Genomic DNA, 16,031 nt, shown 5'->3' on the forward strand with positions numbered 1-16,031 from the left:
TCCCAAAATTTATACCCGGAACACCAACTATCTGTTTGATGAGCCTTCGGCTAACGGATCTGTGATCCGTTTAGGTGGTGTCCGGGTATTTTCCCAAAATTTATACCCGGAACACCAACTATCTGTTTGATGAGCCTTCGGCTAACGGATCTGTGATCCGTTTAGGTGTGCCTGGATCCATTGTTAAAATTTGTCCCCCGGCCCAAAATAAATACTATTTTTGATCTGCTGCCTTTCAGGGGTAATCACCTTTGAAAATGCCGGCACCCTTCCTTCATGAAAAATAGTATCAGCCTGATAATCGCAGACGACCATGAAATCTTTCGGGACGGTCTCGCCCTTATGTTGTCCAAACAGGACGCCATTGTCCTGGTAGGTCAGGCTGGGGATGGAAAAGAATTACTCCGGCTGGTCGAAGAAAAAAAGCCGGATGTCGTTCTTACGGATATCAAGATGCCCCTGCTCGACGGTATTGCCGCCTCCAAGCTCCTGTTGAAGGACAATCCCAATCTGAAGATCATCGCCCTTTCCATGTTCGAAGAAGAAAACCTCATTGTAGAAATGCTGGAAGCCGGCGCAAAAGGATATTTGCTAAAGAACGCAGACAAAAAAGAGATCCTGGAAGCAATCCATACCGTCTATGAAGGCAATATATTTTATTGCAGACATACCACGGCCCGTCTCGCCTCCCTCATCGTCAAAAGCAAGTTCGATCCTCAGAAGAAAAAAACGGGTTCCCCTTTCACGGAAAGGGAAAGGGAGATCATCCGGCTTATTTGCAGACAAAACACCGCCCAGGAGATCGGAGAATTGCTTTTCCTCAGTAAACGCACCGTAGAAGGGTACAGAACCAGGATCCTGGAAAAGATGGACGTAAAAAATACTGCAGGGGTTGTCGTTTTTGCGTTAAAGAATAACTTAATCAACGAGCTGGATATCAAATAAGATCGGCTTCAGGATACCGTATCGAATAACCGCAGGATATAGGAAAGTTCATATAAGATGAAGAAGATCACCAATGCCGCATGGAACCGTTTATTGGAAACCCACATCGCCGTCACGCAAAACAGAAAATGGACCGTATTCCGTATGGGATATTCCCAGGTCGCCTGCAGGAAATAGTCCTTCCCCTTTAAGATGGTATCGATGACATCGGCCAAAAAAGTAACCGCCAGCACCCCAAAGAACCATTTTTTCCGCGAATAGAAATATGCTTCATAATCATTATTGTAATCTTTGACGTCATCCGGGAATAAGAGGGCGCAAAGAGTATAATAAAGAGTGATGTACAGGATGACAAAAGAATAAGCCTGGAAGGACCATTCGGATACGGTCTTTAGCCTGTACTCCCACCACCAGAAATGGATCAGCAATAAAAATATATATAATGCCCATAGCAGGTGCACCCAGTAAGAACGGGTCCTTCCTGGATGCTGGATGAGCCTGACGGCGCCCTGCAACAGTTTGGCGATGCTGAGACCCAAAATAATAACAATGACCGATTTGATATGTCCGAATGTATCCATTTAGCTATTTTGTCAGGAGGGCAAGGCCGCGTAATTGATTTGTCCGGTCCGATAACTACTCTCAATATACATTATTTTGAAATTTCATCGTTAATAACGAACGGAGTTCGAATGACATTAACGAACGTGGGAAAAGAATTAAATTACAAAATATTCTTTTCCCACGTTCCAATATCCCCTTAACAGGATTATTTTTGTCAATAACTGAATTAAAACTAAGGGTAGAATTGAGTGGAATAAAAAAATTAGCCGGGCAAACCATCTGGTACGGAGCAAGTTCGATCTTTGCTCGTTTCCTCTATTATTTAATGACCCCTTACCTGACCCTGAAATTCATCGGAACTTCCGGGTACGGGGAAATGAGCCTGGTGTATTCTGTGATTCCTTTTTTGAATATGCTCATCTTATTCGGGTTCGAAACGGCCTATTTCCGTTTTATCCAGAAAAAGGAATATGAAAAGGACGTTTATGACACGCTAACCAGTTCGCTGCTGATCAGTACCGCCCTGATCACCCTGCTGATCCTGGTCTTTCGCCGTCAGATAGCCACTTTTATCAATATCCACGATCATCCGGAATATATTACCATCAGTGCATTTATTATAGCCTCCGATGCCCTGTCCGCCCTTCCCTTCGCCAAACTCCGGCAAGAGAACCGTCCCAGGAAATTCGCCATGGTCCGGATCGTCGGCATCCTGTTGAATATAGCCTTTGCCTATTTTTTCCTGTCTGTCTGTCCAAAACTGGTAAAGGCGAACCCTAACAGCAGCATTTTGCTGTTCTACAACCCTCATTTCGGCGTGGGGTATGTATTGATTGCCAACCTGGCCCAATGCCTCTTCCAGGTGTTTGCCCTGTTCGGCCAGCTCAGGCAGTTTCACTGGACCTTAAATAAAAAATTATGGCAGGAGATCATGATCTACACCCTTCCCCTGACCGTTGCCGGTTTCGGGGGAATGATCAATGAGGTCTTTGACCGGATCATGCTGGCCAAACGCCTGCCGTTATCCATGAACGATGCCAATTTCCAGGTAGGCATTTACAGCGCCTGTTATAAACTGTCCATACTCATTTCTCTCTTCGTACAGGCTTTCAGGATGGGCGCCGAACCCTTTTTCTTTAAACAGTCATTGGAGCAGGATGCCCCCCGGACCTATGCCCGGGTAATGAAGTTCTTTGTGATCACCATCTGCCTGATGTTCCTTTTCGTAGCCCTGTACCTGGATATCTGGAAACAATTCATCAGGGATCCCCGAATGTGGGAAGGGCTGAAAGTGGTTCCCATTTTATTGTTTGCCAATATGTTCCTTGGGATCTATTACAACCTGTCCATCTGGTACAAACTTTCACAAAAAACGATGCCGGGAGCCTATATTACCCTAATCGGAGCCGCCATCACCCTGGTCATCAATTATCTGTTCATTCCCCGTTGGGGATATATGGCCTCGGCCTGGGCGACTTTTCTGTGTTATGGGATTATGATGGTGATCTCCTTCACCTGGGGCCAAAAGGTCTACCGCATCCCCTACGCCTGGAAAAAGCTGGTGTCTTATATGGTGATTGCCGCCCTGGTCTATTTCCTTCATCATTCCATCACCGGGATCTGGCATAATAATACCCTGAGTATCGGGTTGGCCACCCTGCTTACGGCCGCGTATACCCTTTTCATTATCCGGATCGAAAAGAAGGAATTCCAGCGAATGCCCTATATCGGGAGGTTTGTGCGGTGAGACAAGAACTGCAAGCTAATTCCGGGTTATGCCCGAAGGAACGGATTGTTCCTTTTTTCCCATCCGATGGTCGTAGGTTCCCCATGTCCGGGGTAGACGACCACTTCATCGGGTAAAATCCATAATTGTTCCCGGATACTGCGTAGAAGAGTATCCGGATTGCCACCGGGCAGGTCCGTTCGCCCGATACCCCCCCGGAAAAGTACATCCCCGCCAATGATAAACCGGTCCGCCTCACTGTAAAACCCGATGCTGCCCGGCGAATGGCCGGGGAGAAAAATGACTTTTAATTCATTGACTCCCAGGGCCACCTGCTGCCCTTCCTCCAGAAAGATCAGCTCTCCCCGGTAGTTCTCGAAGGGAAGGCCCCATCTCAGGCCCCATTCGGGAGCACTTTCCAAAACAGGTTTCTCCTTTTCGTGGAGGTGAAGCGGTAAGCTCCAGGTATCATAGACAAACTTGTTACCAAACACATGGTCGAGGTGGCAATGGGTATTCAGGAGTATTTCAGGCTTTAGCCCCTGCTGTTCGATATATTCCTGTAATCCGGCACGTTCATTGCCAAAATAACAGCCCGGATCGATGATACAGCAGGCATCCTTTTCATCGGATAGCACGTATGTGTTTTCCTGTACAGGGTTGAATTCGAAAGATTTTATGGTAAACATGCGGATTGATTTTAGTGATACATTAAGTATTTGGAGAGCCTGGTTTTGCGATTAAAATCAATTTCACCGGTATTAGGGATTGTTATAACTTTAAAACTCTAAAGAATGGGTATGCAAGTTCACAAGATCAGGTTGAAGTCACAATATTTTTTTTGGGTTTTACTAGGACTTTTCTTTTTCACCAAGCAGGGATTCTCCCAGGTGAATACGGTGGAATTCGGTAAAAACCGGCTTCAGTTTAAAAATTTCAAGTGGAAATACTACCAAACTCCCAATTTTAACGCTTATTTCAATCAGGGCGGACAGGCTCTTGGAAAATATGTTTGCCAGCTGGCAGAAAAGGAACTTCCGGGCATCGAACAATTCGTGGAATATGGCTTGCAACGCAGGGCAAATATCGTCATTTACAATTCATTCAATGACCTGGAACAATCCAATATCGGACTCAGCCTTGACTGGCAAACCACCGGAGGTATTACCAAACTGGTCAATAACAAGATGGTGGTCTATTTTAACGGTGACCATAACAACCTCCGTATCCAGATCAGACAGGGTCTTGCCCGAATCCTGGTGGAAAACATCCTTTTCGGGGATGATCTGGGTGAATTCGCTACCAACCAGGCACTCCTGGATCTTCCTCAATGGCTGACAGACGGGTATATCGAATATGCCGGTGAGAACTGGAATACCTTGCTGGACGATCAGCTGAAATCAGCCATCCTTTCCGGGCGTTATAAGAATTTCTATCAATTCGCCTTTGAAAAGCCCAATCTGGCCGGTCATGCCTTTTGGTATTACCTGGCGAACAAGTATAAAAAAGAGAATGTCACCTATTTCCTCTACCTGTCTAGAGTCTACCGGAATCTCAATAATGCCTCTCTGCGGATCTGCAAAAAGAAATTCAAAGAGGTACTGAAGGATTTTATGGCAGAGGAAGAAGAAAAATTCGATAAGGATATCCGGGGCCGCCGGAACTTTCCCAAAGGAACGGTATCGGTGGTGGAAGATATCAACGATCACAAGGATTTCTTTCATTTCTCCCCCAACCCGGCCCCCAAAAGCCAGACTTATTCAGTTGTGGAGTACAAACGCGGGATTTACACCGTGACTCTCTACGAAAATTTCATTTACAAAAAGGTTCTTCTGCGCAATGGGGTACGGTCGTATGATAATCACATCAATCCCCGCTATCCCCTTTTGGCCTGGGATAATAAAGGCACCCGGCTTACCGTCATGTACTGGGACCGGGGCAAAGTGAAGTTCTTTGTCTATGATATTATCAAAAAGTATAAAGTCATTACCCAGGACCTCCCGGATTTCGACCAGGTACAGGATATGAAATATATGCTGGATAACAATACGCTGCTGATGAGCGCGGTAAGGAACGGGCAATCGGATATCTATACCTATAAACTGGACAAACAGGAATACCAGCAGATCACCAATGATGTCTATGACGATCTCGACCCCTCTTTTGTGGCCTTCCCCAACAAAACCGGGATCCTCTATTCCTCCAACCGGCCATCGGGCCGTGCAAAGACAGGCGATACCGTTCTGCCGTCCAATTACCATTATAATGTATTCCTGGTGGACAACTGGAATAACAGCGAGGCCAAACAAATCTCTCAGCTGACCTTTCTGAAGTACGGAAATGCGCGTTATGCCACCCAATATAATAACAACCATTTCACCTTTGTCAGCGATGAGAATGGAATCGCCAACCGTTATGCCGGTTTTTTTACCACCAAAAGAGCAGGCATCGATACGGTTTATAAAGTAGGGGACGACCTTCTGCATAATCCGGAACCCAAAGACCTGGATTCCACGCTGAGGGCCGCACATAAACAGGACCCTGATACCGTATATACCTTTTCGATCACCAATGATTCCTCTTATATTTTCCCGATCACCAATTACGAGAGCGGTCTTACTGAAACCAAGAGCGCCGGTGATAACGGCCAGGTCAGCGAAGTAAGGGAAGAAGGGGATCTTAAATTCCTGTATAAACTGAAAGTGGATGATGCCGCGCTGAAAAAACGTAATCTAACGGCACGGATGACCGACTACCGGAAAAGGACTGTTTCCGAAGCATTGGTTGCGGGCGCAGGGACGCTGCCGCCCAAACAGCGGGCTGTTTCGGACTCTGCCAGGAAACAACAGTCCGGTGATTTCTTCGAGAGCGAATTCGACAAAGACCGGAAAGACACCACTACCGCTGGCAATCGTCACCCGGACGCCAACCCTTTTGAGATAAGGCCACCCCAGGGAGCCAGGGAAGAAGAACCCGTCCTGAAAAAAGCAAAACTCTTTGATTATAAATTAAAGTTCTCGGTGGATAATTTTTCCGCCGGCTTTAATAATGACGTATTGGTAAGCCGCTACCAGGCCTATACCGGGTCCCTTCCGATCAATATGGGCGGGGCCGATGCCTTCAGCGGCATGCTCAAAGCATCGATCTTCGACTTGTTCGAAGATATCCGTTTTACCGGCGCGATGCGTCTGCCCTTTTTCGGAGGCGGGTCGAGCCCATCCGGGATCGCACCTCAGGGAACCGCCATTTTCACTCCGGGAAGCGGATCCTTTTTTGACGGCAGCGGTGAATGGTTCGCCCGTGTGGATTATCTGAAAAAATTATTCGACTATTCCTTTGTTTATTACCGAGAGACCGAAACCGGCTCCTATTCGGATGAAAAACTGGGAAATGGCTATCAATTCGATGCAAAATCCTACACCAATCTCTGGCAGGCCATCGTAAAATATCCTTTTGACAAAGTGAAAAGCCTGCGGATGAGCTTCGGTATACGTACGGATAAGGTAATATTGAGACCTGACGGGACCACGGCAGATTCCTTTGCCCTTGTTCAGCCGCCGCAGAACAAACAGACCTATGGTTTGCTGCATCTGGAATATGTTTACGATAATTCGATCATGAAGGCGACGAATATCTTTAATGGATTGCGTTATAAAGCCTACATGGACTGGAATACCCAGTTGAACACGACCAAGGGAACAGGAGAAGGAAAATACACTTACAATTTTGGTTTCGACGCCAGAAATTATTTGCCCATTTACAGGAATTTTATCTGGGCTGTCCGGGCGGCGGGTGATTTTTCCTGGGGTAATCACAAGGTTCTTTATTATCTTGGAGGTACAGATGGATGGCTGTTCCCAAAAGCCAACCAATTACCAACGCCTGATCAAAACTCCGGTTATGCCTATCAATCCCTGGCAGTCAACCTGAGAGGATTCAATCAAAATGTGGCCAATGGAAATAATGCCCTGATCATCAACAGCGAATTGAGGTTACCCGTCTTTTCCACTTTATTCAATAAGCCTATCAATAATGCCTTCCTGCGCAATTTTCAACTGGTCCAGTTCGTCGATCTGGGCACTGCCTGGAATGGTAAAGCAGGAGGCCTTTCCCGTCCCACCGCAAGTTACCAGGATCAGCAGAACAGCCCTAACCTGATCGTCAATATCAGGGCCGGGGGAATTGGTCCCTTTGCCGGCGGTTACGGTTTCGGCGCCCGCAGTACTTTGTTGGGCTACTTCCTTCGGTTTGACGCAGGATGGCAGATGAATACCTTCTTCGGAAATAAACCAGTGATGAATGTGTCGATGGGTGTGGATTTTTAAGGTGGAGAATTACTGGATGTTCTTGTAAATGATCCCGCCTTTCATAACAAAGGGAATAATTTCGAGGGCGGTCACATCCTTTAACACATCGCCTTTTACGGCAACGATATCCGCATAATTACCCGGGCGGATACAACCGATCCTGCGATTACCGATCAGATCAGCGGCGTTCACCGTTGCCGCCTGAATAGCCTGCATAGGCGTAAGCCCGAATTTCACCATATAAAAAAATTGTTTGGCATTCCAACCGTGCGGGTATACGCCGGCGTCCGTCCCGAAAGCGATCTTTACACCGGCGAGCACTGCCCGGTGAAAACTTTCCCGCTGGGCTTTTCCTACCAGTTTTTCCTTATTCAGGATCTTTTCGGGAAACCCTAATCGTCCGTATTCGCTGATTATATAATCATCATTATAAATATCGGCTACCAGGTAGGTGCCCCGTTGTTTCATCAATTGAATAGCCTCATCGTCAAGCAGGCTGCCATGTTCGACGGAGGCTACACCGGCTTTAACGGCCATCTTGATCGCTTCGGTTCCGTGGGCATGTGCGCAGGCCTTTCTTCCCCAAAGATGCGCTTCATCCACGATGGCGTTCATTTCTTCCTGGGTATACTGAGGCGCTCCCACGCTTTCTTCCTCCGATAAAACGCCTGCGCTCGCGCCGAATTTTATTACATCCGCACCATATTTGATATTGAACCTCACCTGTTTGCGAACCCCTTCCACTCCATTGGCCACTCCGCTCAGTTCTTTAGGTCCTTCATTCCAGCTGATATAGGGAGAGAATCCATTCAGATCACCATGACTGCCGGTAGAACCGATAAAAAGGGTTGCTACGAAAAGACGGGGCCCGGGAACATCTCCCCTGTTGATCGCATCCCGTAAGGCAATATCAACCAAGCCCCTGGCGCCTACGTCCCTGCAGGAGGTAAACCCGGCCTGCAGGGTACGCAAGGCGTATATATGGGCAGTAATGGCATCGTCCACCGCCGTGCGGCGGAAAATATCTCCATAATAATCTCCTGTTGGCTGTCCCGTTATATGCGTATGGCAGTCGATAAGACCGGGGAGAACGCTGAACTGGCTAAGATCTATTACAAGGGCTGAATCAGGGACCGGAAGATTTTTTCCTACGGCCCTGATGGTGTCATGATCGATCAGGATCATGACATTTTCCGATACGGTACCGTGTTCCGTATCCAGGAGCCTGCCTGCCTTAATGACTTTGATGGTTGATTTGCCGGCAGCGGTTTGCCCAAATCCGGTTTGGAGCAGGCCCAAAAGGCCTAAGCATAAAAAGAGGGTTCTCATGTGCAATAGTTTTGTACATGAATATAAGCTAAAAAAGGGCTTTTGAGATAATGCATTCTCTTTAATAGCTACTATTTGAAGGCCTGTTTCTAATCCGCCCTCAGACTATTAACCGGATTGGATCTCGCCGTCTTAATGGCCTGAAAACTCACGGTAACCAGTGCGATAAACAGGGCAGCCATCCCTGCCATTACAAAGGTCCACAAGCTGACAGTCACCCGGTAGGCAAAATCCTGCAGCCATTTTTGCATAAAATAATAAGCGAGGGGAGAGGCGATCAGGATCGCAATGACCACCAATTTGACAAAATCCCTGGAGAGCAGGTATACGATGCCCGAAACACTGGCTCCCATGACTTTTCTGATCCCGATCTCACGGGTTCTTTGTTTGGCAGTAAAGGTGATCAGCCCGAACAATCCCATACAGGAAATAAAAATGGAAATAAACATAGCGGTATCTATGATGCGGACGGTCTTCTGCTCTTTGGAATAAAAAGTGGCGATGGTCTCATCAAAAAAACTATATTCGAATTTTTCGTCGGGGTAAACCTCCTTCCAGAATTTTTCAATCTTCTCAAGGGCGGTCTTAAAATCAGCCGCTCCCTTGTTCCGGGTTGCCAGTTTCACACTAATGACCCGGGAACCCTCCGAATTAGAGGTAATAAAGACCGGACTGACCCGCTCATGCAGGGATTTTGAATGGAAATCCGCCACGATCCCTACGATCGGTAATTTACCTTGCCCCATTCGATCCTTCTGGCCACTCTCCACCATCTGCCCGATAGCATCCTCCGGTTTCTTAAAACCAAGGCCACGAACACTGGCCTCATTCAGGAGCACTTCGGTCATCGTATCACTATGATGCAGGTTGCGGCCAGCCATCAGCCTGAGTTCATAAAGCGGCACAAAATTTTCATCGGCAATATGCATCTCGGATTTAAGTTTGACCTGGGTCTTTCCCTGATAAACAAGGTCAGTGCCTCTATGGCCGGTAGCTGCCGGAGTACCCTCACTGGTACATACCAGGGAGACTTCTGGCAATGCGCTGATCTTTTCTTCCAGGACCTTCTTTTTATCCGGGTTTTTCCATCCTGTCTGCAGATTAATAATGGCATCTTTTTTAAACCCCATATCCTTATTCAACATAAAATGGATCTGGTCTCCGACGATCAGTGTTGCGATGATAAAAAGCAGGGATACCGTGAATTGGAAAACGATCAGGGATCTGCGCAGGTAACTTTTCTGGTTAATGGCTGCCAGGCCTTGCCCCTTTAAACTTAGGGCCGGTAAATAAGAAGACAGGACTTTTGCCGGATAAAAACCGGCCAGTAAAGAAGTAAACAAGGTCAGGCCTAACAGGAAAATCAACGTATAAGGATCACTCATGTAGAAATAAACTCCGTCCGGGATATAGGCACGAAAGGCGGTCAGTACCGGGTTTACCAATAAAATAGAAATAAATACGGCCAGACAGGTCAGGATAAACGTTTCGCCCAGAAATTGAACGATCAGCAAACCCCGGCTGCTGCCTAAAACTTTACGCACGCCGATCTCCCTGATCCGTTGAATAGACTGAGCGGTAGAGAGATTGATAAAATTGATCGCAGCAATGACGAGGATAAATCCGGCTATACCTAACAACATATAAAGAGTAGGCAAATGGGCCTTCCTGGCATATTCGTCCGTATAATCTGCGTTGAAATGCAGATCGGACAAAGGCTGCAAAGCCAATTTCGTCTTATTACCCCACTCCTTTTTCGAATGCCCCGCCAGGAATTTCGGGAACTGACGTTCAACCTGTGCAGGTGAAACGCCCTTTGCCAGTTTGACGAAGACCTGCGTGGTTGAATTCCACATACCCCAGGCCGAGAGATCGATGTCATTTTTAAGGGAACTATGCGCAACCGTGCTGACAGAAATAAAATCCTTAAAATTCAGATCCGTATTTTGGGTCCAGTCTTTTACAATACCGGAAACGGTCATCAATAAAGAATCATTATAGGCTATCTGCCTGCCGACAAACTGATCGGGGGACCCCTCGCCAAAATATTTTTGGGCTTCTTTTTCGGTAAGGACCACTTTAAATGGTTCGTTGAGGGCGGTGGCCGGATTTCCTGCCAGCCACCGGTATTTAAAAAGTTCAAAGTATTGCGGTTCTGCCACAACAATATCCGACGGAGTTCCCCATTTGGGCGCCTCGAATTGTTTGACAGTTATTTGATTATTGCGAATCGTAACTTTCGCATAATAATTATAAAAACCGGCCACCGTTTCGAAACCTGACAATTCCGCTCTTGCTGCCATCGCCATAGGATCGGTCACATAACCGAACTTGTGATGTTCTCCTCCGTCCCCCAGATGATCACCCACGATCCGGTATATCCGTTCCTTATCGGGATGAAACCGGTCATAACCAAACTCGAACCGGGTAATCAGGAAGATAACCAGGCACGAACAGATACCCAGCGCCAGACCCAGGACATTAATGGAAGTATAGATCTTATTTCTGGACAGGTAACGCCCTGTAATCCGGAGATAACTACGTAACATAGTTTACATTTTTACGGTCCTCATCTTTTATAGCCAAGGACAGACCAAATTAATAAACTATTGATAATCACTATTAAAAATACCGGATCGACGAATGCTACTGACCGGAAACGATACAATACCGTCCTGTTCCGGACTCCCTAAAGAATTGTCATGCCATAATACCGCTCACACTTTGATTATCTATCCCATGAATTATTCCTTCTCACCTCCAGGCCTTACGTAGAAAACGAAGCCAATTGCCGTGAAATATATTTTCTATATCGGAGTGGCCATAACCGCGTTTTTGAAGTAGCGGCTCCAAACCCCGCAGATCGGCAATGGTTTCCAGATCATAAGGTGATTGTTCTTTGCCAAACATCCCGTCCAGATCACTTCCAATAGCTATATGATTACTGTTCCCCGCAATCTGGCAAATATGGTCGTAGTGATCCAGCAATATTTCCAGTGACAGCCCTGACTCCCGGGGATCCGATTCTCCCCGAACCCAGCCATTGCCTAACATCCATACGTCCAGAACTCCGCCAATTACCCCACCTCTTTCAATGAGGGCCTTCAGCTGATCATCGGATAATTGCCGCTGGTGCTGAACAAGAGCTCTGCAGTTATGATGACTGGCCCAGACAGGGCCTTTATACAGATCCAGGCCCTGCCGGAATGCCTCATCGGTCAGATGGGTAATATCCAGGATCATATTCAGCCTGTCCATCTCCTTCAATAGATCAATCCCCTTATGCGTAAAAGGTCCGGTCATTCCCGTACCAGGAGAATAGCGCCCTGCTCCGTAGTGAGCAGGACCAAGAGCCCTTAACCCATACCGGTATGCTTTTTCGAGATAAGAAAGATCAATCAGGGAATCGGCACCTTCCAGGCTAAGGATATAGCCGATCTTCTTTGTATAATCCGGCTGAAAGGAATCATTCCATAATTGTATATGCTGTTCCAACCCGGCAAGTCCGGTAATCTGTACCATTTCACCTGCTTCTTCCATTGCCCTGTACCAGGCAAGCTGTCCCTGGGTCTGTGCCCAGGCCTGTTCAGGAGAATGCCATCCCGGTAAATGGCTACCCTTTTCCACAAAACGGGCGATTTGAGTAGCTACCACCAACCCAATTCCTCCCCTTCTCAGTTCGGGCAGGGAAACGGTGCCTTTGCCCCTGTCCAGCTTATCGGTCATCCCCTTTTCGCGCAAACGGATATCCTGCACCGGCCTGGTCAGATCCCTGTTCCATTCCAGTGCATTCATAGCCAGATCAAGATGTGCATCGATAATTAACATGGGTTTTTCAATTTTATACTAAAGGTTAGAACAATTACGATATAAAAAAAGAGAGGAGAATGCCGTGGGCAGGTCCTAACGCAACACAACCGATTGAGATGGTTTCTCAATCGGTTGTGTGATTTTACAACATTCGAAAAATAATTTTTTTACAAGGCGGTCAGGGTATATTTTTCTCCTTTTTGGGTTGGCAATATCAACAGAAAGTCTTTTCCGTCCGGGATCGATTTTATTTTTTTCCCCTCTATCTGAACCGGAAGGGTGGTCCTTATCTTGCAATTTCCTCCTATGAGTGACCGGATGGTCGCAGTTTTCAGCTTGTGATCCTTCCAGTCCATGCTCACTTCAAAATTACCTCTTGCTTTCAGGCCAATGACATGCCCTTCCTTCCAGGCATCGGGTAGTGCAGGCAACAACTGCACAGATCCCAGGTGGCTTTGCAGAAGCATTTCCGCCATGCCTGACGTACCTCCAAAATTTCCATCGATCTGGAAAGGCGGATGGGCATCAAAAAAATTTGGATAAGTACCTCCGCCATGCGCATAATCATATCCGCTTTCGCTGGTGGCATGCAGCAACTGCCGTAACAACAGATACGCATGATTTCCATCCAATAGCCTTGCCCAGAAATTGATCTTCCATGCCTTGCTCCAGCCTGTACCATCATCCCCCCTGATCTCCAACGCCTTTCGGGCGGCAGCTGCAAAATCCGGAGTGGTAAGCGGTGCGATCTGACGTCCCGGATAGAGACCGAATAAATGGGATACATGCCGGTGATGCACTTCCACATCGTCCCAGTCCTTATTCCATTCCTGCAGATTTCCCTTTTTCCCGATATGCAGCGGATACAGTTTTTTTCTTTTAGCGATTAATAGATTGCGGAAGGCCGAGTCCGTTCCCAATACCGAGGAAGCCTCTATAAGATTGGTGAACAGATCCCAGACAATCGACATATCCATTGTGGTTGCCACCGAGATATCGGATACTTTATCCTTTGCGTAACTGAATACATTTTCAGGAGAGACGGAAGGCGCTACAACCAGCCAGCCGTTTTTATCCGTGACCAGCCAGGCCATACAAAACGTTGCCGCCCCTTTCATCAGGGGATAGGCTGTTTCCCGTAAAAATTGTTTATCCCCCGTGTAAGCATAATGTTCCCACAAATGCCGGCATAACCAATTACCCCCTTGCGCCCAGTTCGCCCACCTGGGATCTCCATGACCTCCCGATTCCTGATCACCGGTAACCGAACCGCTCCCGTTTCCGTTTCCGATACGTTGTCTTCCATCACCGACAGGATTGGAGAGAGCCCAGATATCCGTATTGTGATGTGCCACCCATCCTTTCATATTGTAATACTGCGCCGCAGTGGTCTTTCCGGTCACCGAGAGTTCTTTGATCAGGTCGAAAAGGGGGGCGTGCATTTCCGGCAGATTCGTCACCTCTGCGGGCCAGTAATTCATTTGCGTATTGATATTGATCGTAAAATTCGAGCTCCATGGCGCCCTTAATTCCTTGTTCCAGATGCCCTGCAGATTAGCAGGAGTACCGCCGGGACGGGAACTGGATATCAATAAATACCGACCATACTGAAAATATAAGGTTTCAACACCCGGATCATAGGCGCCATCCGAATATGATTTTAAACGTTGATCGGAGGGAAGAACAACTTTATCTGTACGTATTGTACTATCCTTCAGCTCAAACGAGACCCGGTCGAAAAAAGAATGAAAATCGGCAAGATGGTCGTTGAGCAAAGTCGGAAAAGATTTCTTCATCGCCTTCTCCAGGTAGTTTGCGGTCAATGCCTTCTCATCTTTACCCTCCTTATCCGGGCATTTATCATAACCGTTGAAACTGGTTGCTGCTGATAAAAGTAAAATAACTTCCGATGCATTTTTGATACGGATCCCCGAAGGTTCAGCTGCAGTAGTACCGTCTTTCAACAAAGCCTTTACCCGTAATTGAAAACGCATGCCATTACAGCCGGACGGGTCCTGATACAGGATGGGCTCTTTGTTACCCCCATAATAGCTGGGATCGGCATGCACGGGAGCCTTGCCGTCCATGATCCATTCATCCTTGCCGGATGCACTGTTTTGAAAAGGTAACTGGCTCCTGGTCGTCAACAGGAAATTCAGTTTGCCGGACGTTCCGGACAATAAGCGGATAAGTATCACCTGGTCCGGTGCAGAAATAAAAATCTCCCGGGTATATTCCGTTCCATCGATGGTGAACCGGGTCGTCGTAATTGCATCACGTATATTCAAGTCCCTGTAATATGCCGAACAGGAGCTGTCCTGGAAATCCTGTTTAATCAACAGATCGCCAAGTGGCATATAAGATTCCGTAAACGGTCCCTGCATTTTTTTGGCCAGTTCTATCGCCTTTTGATAATCTTCCGTTTGCAATAAAGCTTCCCTTATTTGCGGGAGAAAACCTGGCGCTGCCGGATTGACATTGGTTCTTGCAGGCCCACCCGACCATAGTGTACTTTCATTCAACTGGATCAGTTCCTCGCTCACCTTCCCAAAAACCATGGCGCCCAGACGGCCATTACCCACCGGCAGCGCTTCCGTCCAGGTTTCGGCAGGACGAGTGTACCATAGCTGAAGATTTTTTGAATGGCTGGTGCTGCCCGCACCGATCATTGTGTTTGGATCGGTTGCATTCTTTTGCGCAAAAACACCGCTAAAGGTTCCGGCTGATAAAGATCCAACCAAAAAACTGAGTAGCAGAGGTCTTGAAAAGTGCAGCAAGGGTCTTGAAATGTTAAGAAGGAGCTTTGGCATAATCGTTTACATTATAAGAGTCCTTAAAGTAATCGTTTTTAATCCAGCAACTTTGCTTTCTTTTTAACCGACTATTAAGGTAATCTAACCAAAACACCATCTATATGAACAAAATACCGGCCATATGAAATTGTGACCTATTTACCCTTCTCTTCTATTACGGACAAAATATTACCGGCCGGATCTTTGAACCAGGCAATCAAAGGTCCTCCATTTCGGGAAATGCCCTTTGCATCAGTCTTTAAACTCTCGTAATCGTATTGTTCAAAGACAACTCCCCGCTTGTTCAGTTCATCCACTGCCGTATCGATATTGTCCACGGGAAAGTTGAGGATCGTAAAGGTGGCAGGGGTATGATTTGGTTTTGGATAAATAACGATATTTGCTCCCCCGACAATATTTAGTTGTATCACACCCATCATTTGTTCGGTAATTTTCAATTGAAGTACCTGGCCATAAAATTGCTTAGCTTTTTCAATGCTGTCGACGGAAAATCCGCTGAATGCTTTTGTATTGGTAAACATGCTATTTTTTTCTTTT

The 16,031-nt window shown here is 46.9% G+C and carries 10 protein-coding genes; 3 read left to right on the forward strand and 7 right to left on the reverse strand.

Translation table 11 applies throughout. The features are described 5' to 3' along the window. Positions 1–276 precede the first annotated feature (276 nt). Entirely contained in the window at positions 277–945 is a 669-nt protein-coding gene (locus ACX0G9_RS06915; RefSeq protein WP_459064140.1) for a response regulator transcription factor, read from the forward strand. 8 nt (positions 946–953) lie between these two features. On the opposite strand, the gene ACX0G9_RS06920 is transcribed toward ACX0G9_RS06915, so the two are convergent. Further along, positions 954–1,526: a hypothetical protein gene (locus tag ACX0G9_RS06920; RefSeq protein ID WP_459064141.1), complete on the reverse strand. Its 573-nt coding sequence runs from the start codon at positions 1,524–1,526 to the stop codon at positions 954–956. A 194-nt stretch (positions 1,527–1,720) separates the two neighbouring features. Here ACX0G9_RS06920 and ACX0G9_RS06925 point away from each other — a divergent pair, with 194 nt between their 5' ends. Beyond that, positions 1,721–3,256 carry an oligosaccharide flippase family protein gene (locus ACX0G9_RS06925; protein WP_459064142.1) on the forward strand — a complete coding sequence of 512 codons (1,536 nt, stop codon included), beginning with the start codon at positions 1,721–1,723 and terminating at the stop codon, positions 3,254–3,256. A gap of 26 nt (positions 3,257–3,282) precedes the next feature. On the opposite strand, the gene ACX0G9_RS06930 is transcribed toward ACX0G9_RS06925, so the two are convergent. Then, entirely contained in the window at positions 3,283–3,924 is a 642-nt protein-coding gene (locus ACX0G9_RS06930; protein ID WP_459064143.1) for an MBL fold metallo-hydrolase, read from the reverse strand. Between the two features lie 111 nt (positions 3,925–4,035). On the opposite strand from ACX0G9_RS06930, the gene ACX0G9_RS06935 reads away from it, so the two are divergent. Then, positions 4,036–7,560, forward strand: a complete 3,525-nt coding sequence (locus ACX0G9_RS06935; protein WP_459064144.1) for a hypothetical protein — start codon at positions 4,036–4,038, stop codon at positions 7,558–7,560. A 9-nt stretch (positions 7,561–7,569) separates the two neighbouring features. Here the strand turns inward: ACX0G9_RS06935 and ACX0G9_RS06940 are convergent, their stop codons facing one another. From ACX0G9_RS06940 to ACX0G9_RS06960, 5 genes are all read right to left on the reverse strand, one after another. After that, entirely contained in the window at positions 7,570–8,871 is a 1,302-nt protein-coding gene (locus ACX0G9_RS06940; protein ID WP_459064145.1) for a Xaa-Pro dipeptidase, read from the reverse strand. 89 nt (positions 8,872–8,960) lie between these two features. Then, positions 8,961–11,420: an ABC transporter permease gene (locus ACX0G9_RS06945; RefSeq protein WP_459064146.1), complete on the reverse strand. Its 2,460-nt coding sequence runs from the start codon at positions 11,418–11,420 to the stop codon at positions 8,961–8,963. A 205-nt stretch (positions 11,421–11,625) separates the two neighbouring features. After that, positions 11,626–12,699: a dipeptidase gene (locus ACX0G9_RS06950; RefSeq protein ID WP_459064147.1), complete on the reverse strand. Its 1,074-nt coding sequence runs from the start codon at positions 12,697–12,699 to the stop codon at positions 11,626–11,628. Positions 12,700–12,848: 149 nt separating this feature from the next. Further along, the gene (locus ACX0G9_RS06955; RefSeq protein ID WP_459064148.1) at positions 12,849–15,491 is read right to left on the reverse strand and encodes a glycoside hydrolase family 95 protein; all 2,643 of its coding nucleotides are present in this window, start codon (positions 15,489–15,491) and stop codon (positions 12,849–12,851) included. Positions 15,492–15,628: 137 nt separating this feature from the next. Further along, positions 15,629–16,015, reverse strand: a complete 387-nt coding sequence (locus ACX0G9_RS06960) for a VOC family protein (protein WP_459064149.1) — start codon at positions 16,013–16,015, stop codon at positions 15,629–15,631. Between the last annotated feature and the right edge of the window lie 16 nt (positions 16,016–16,031).

This window comes from Flavitalea flava, assembly GCF_054461575.1.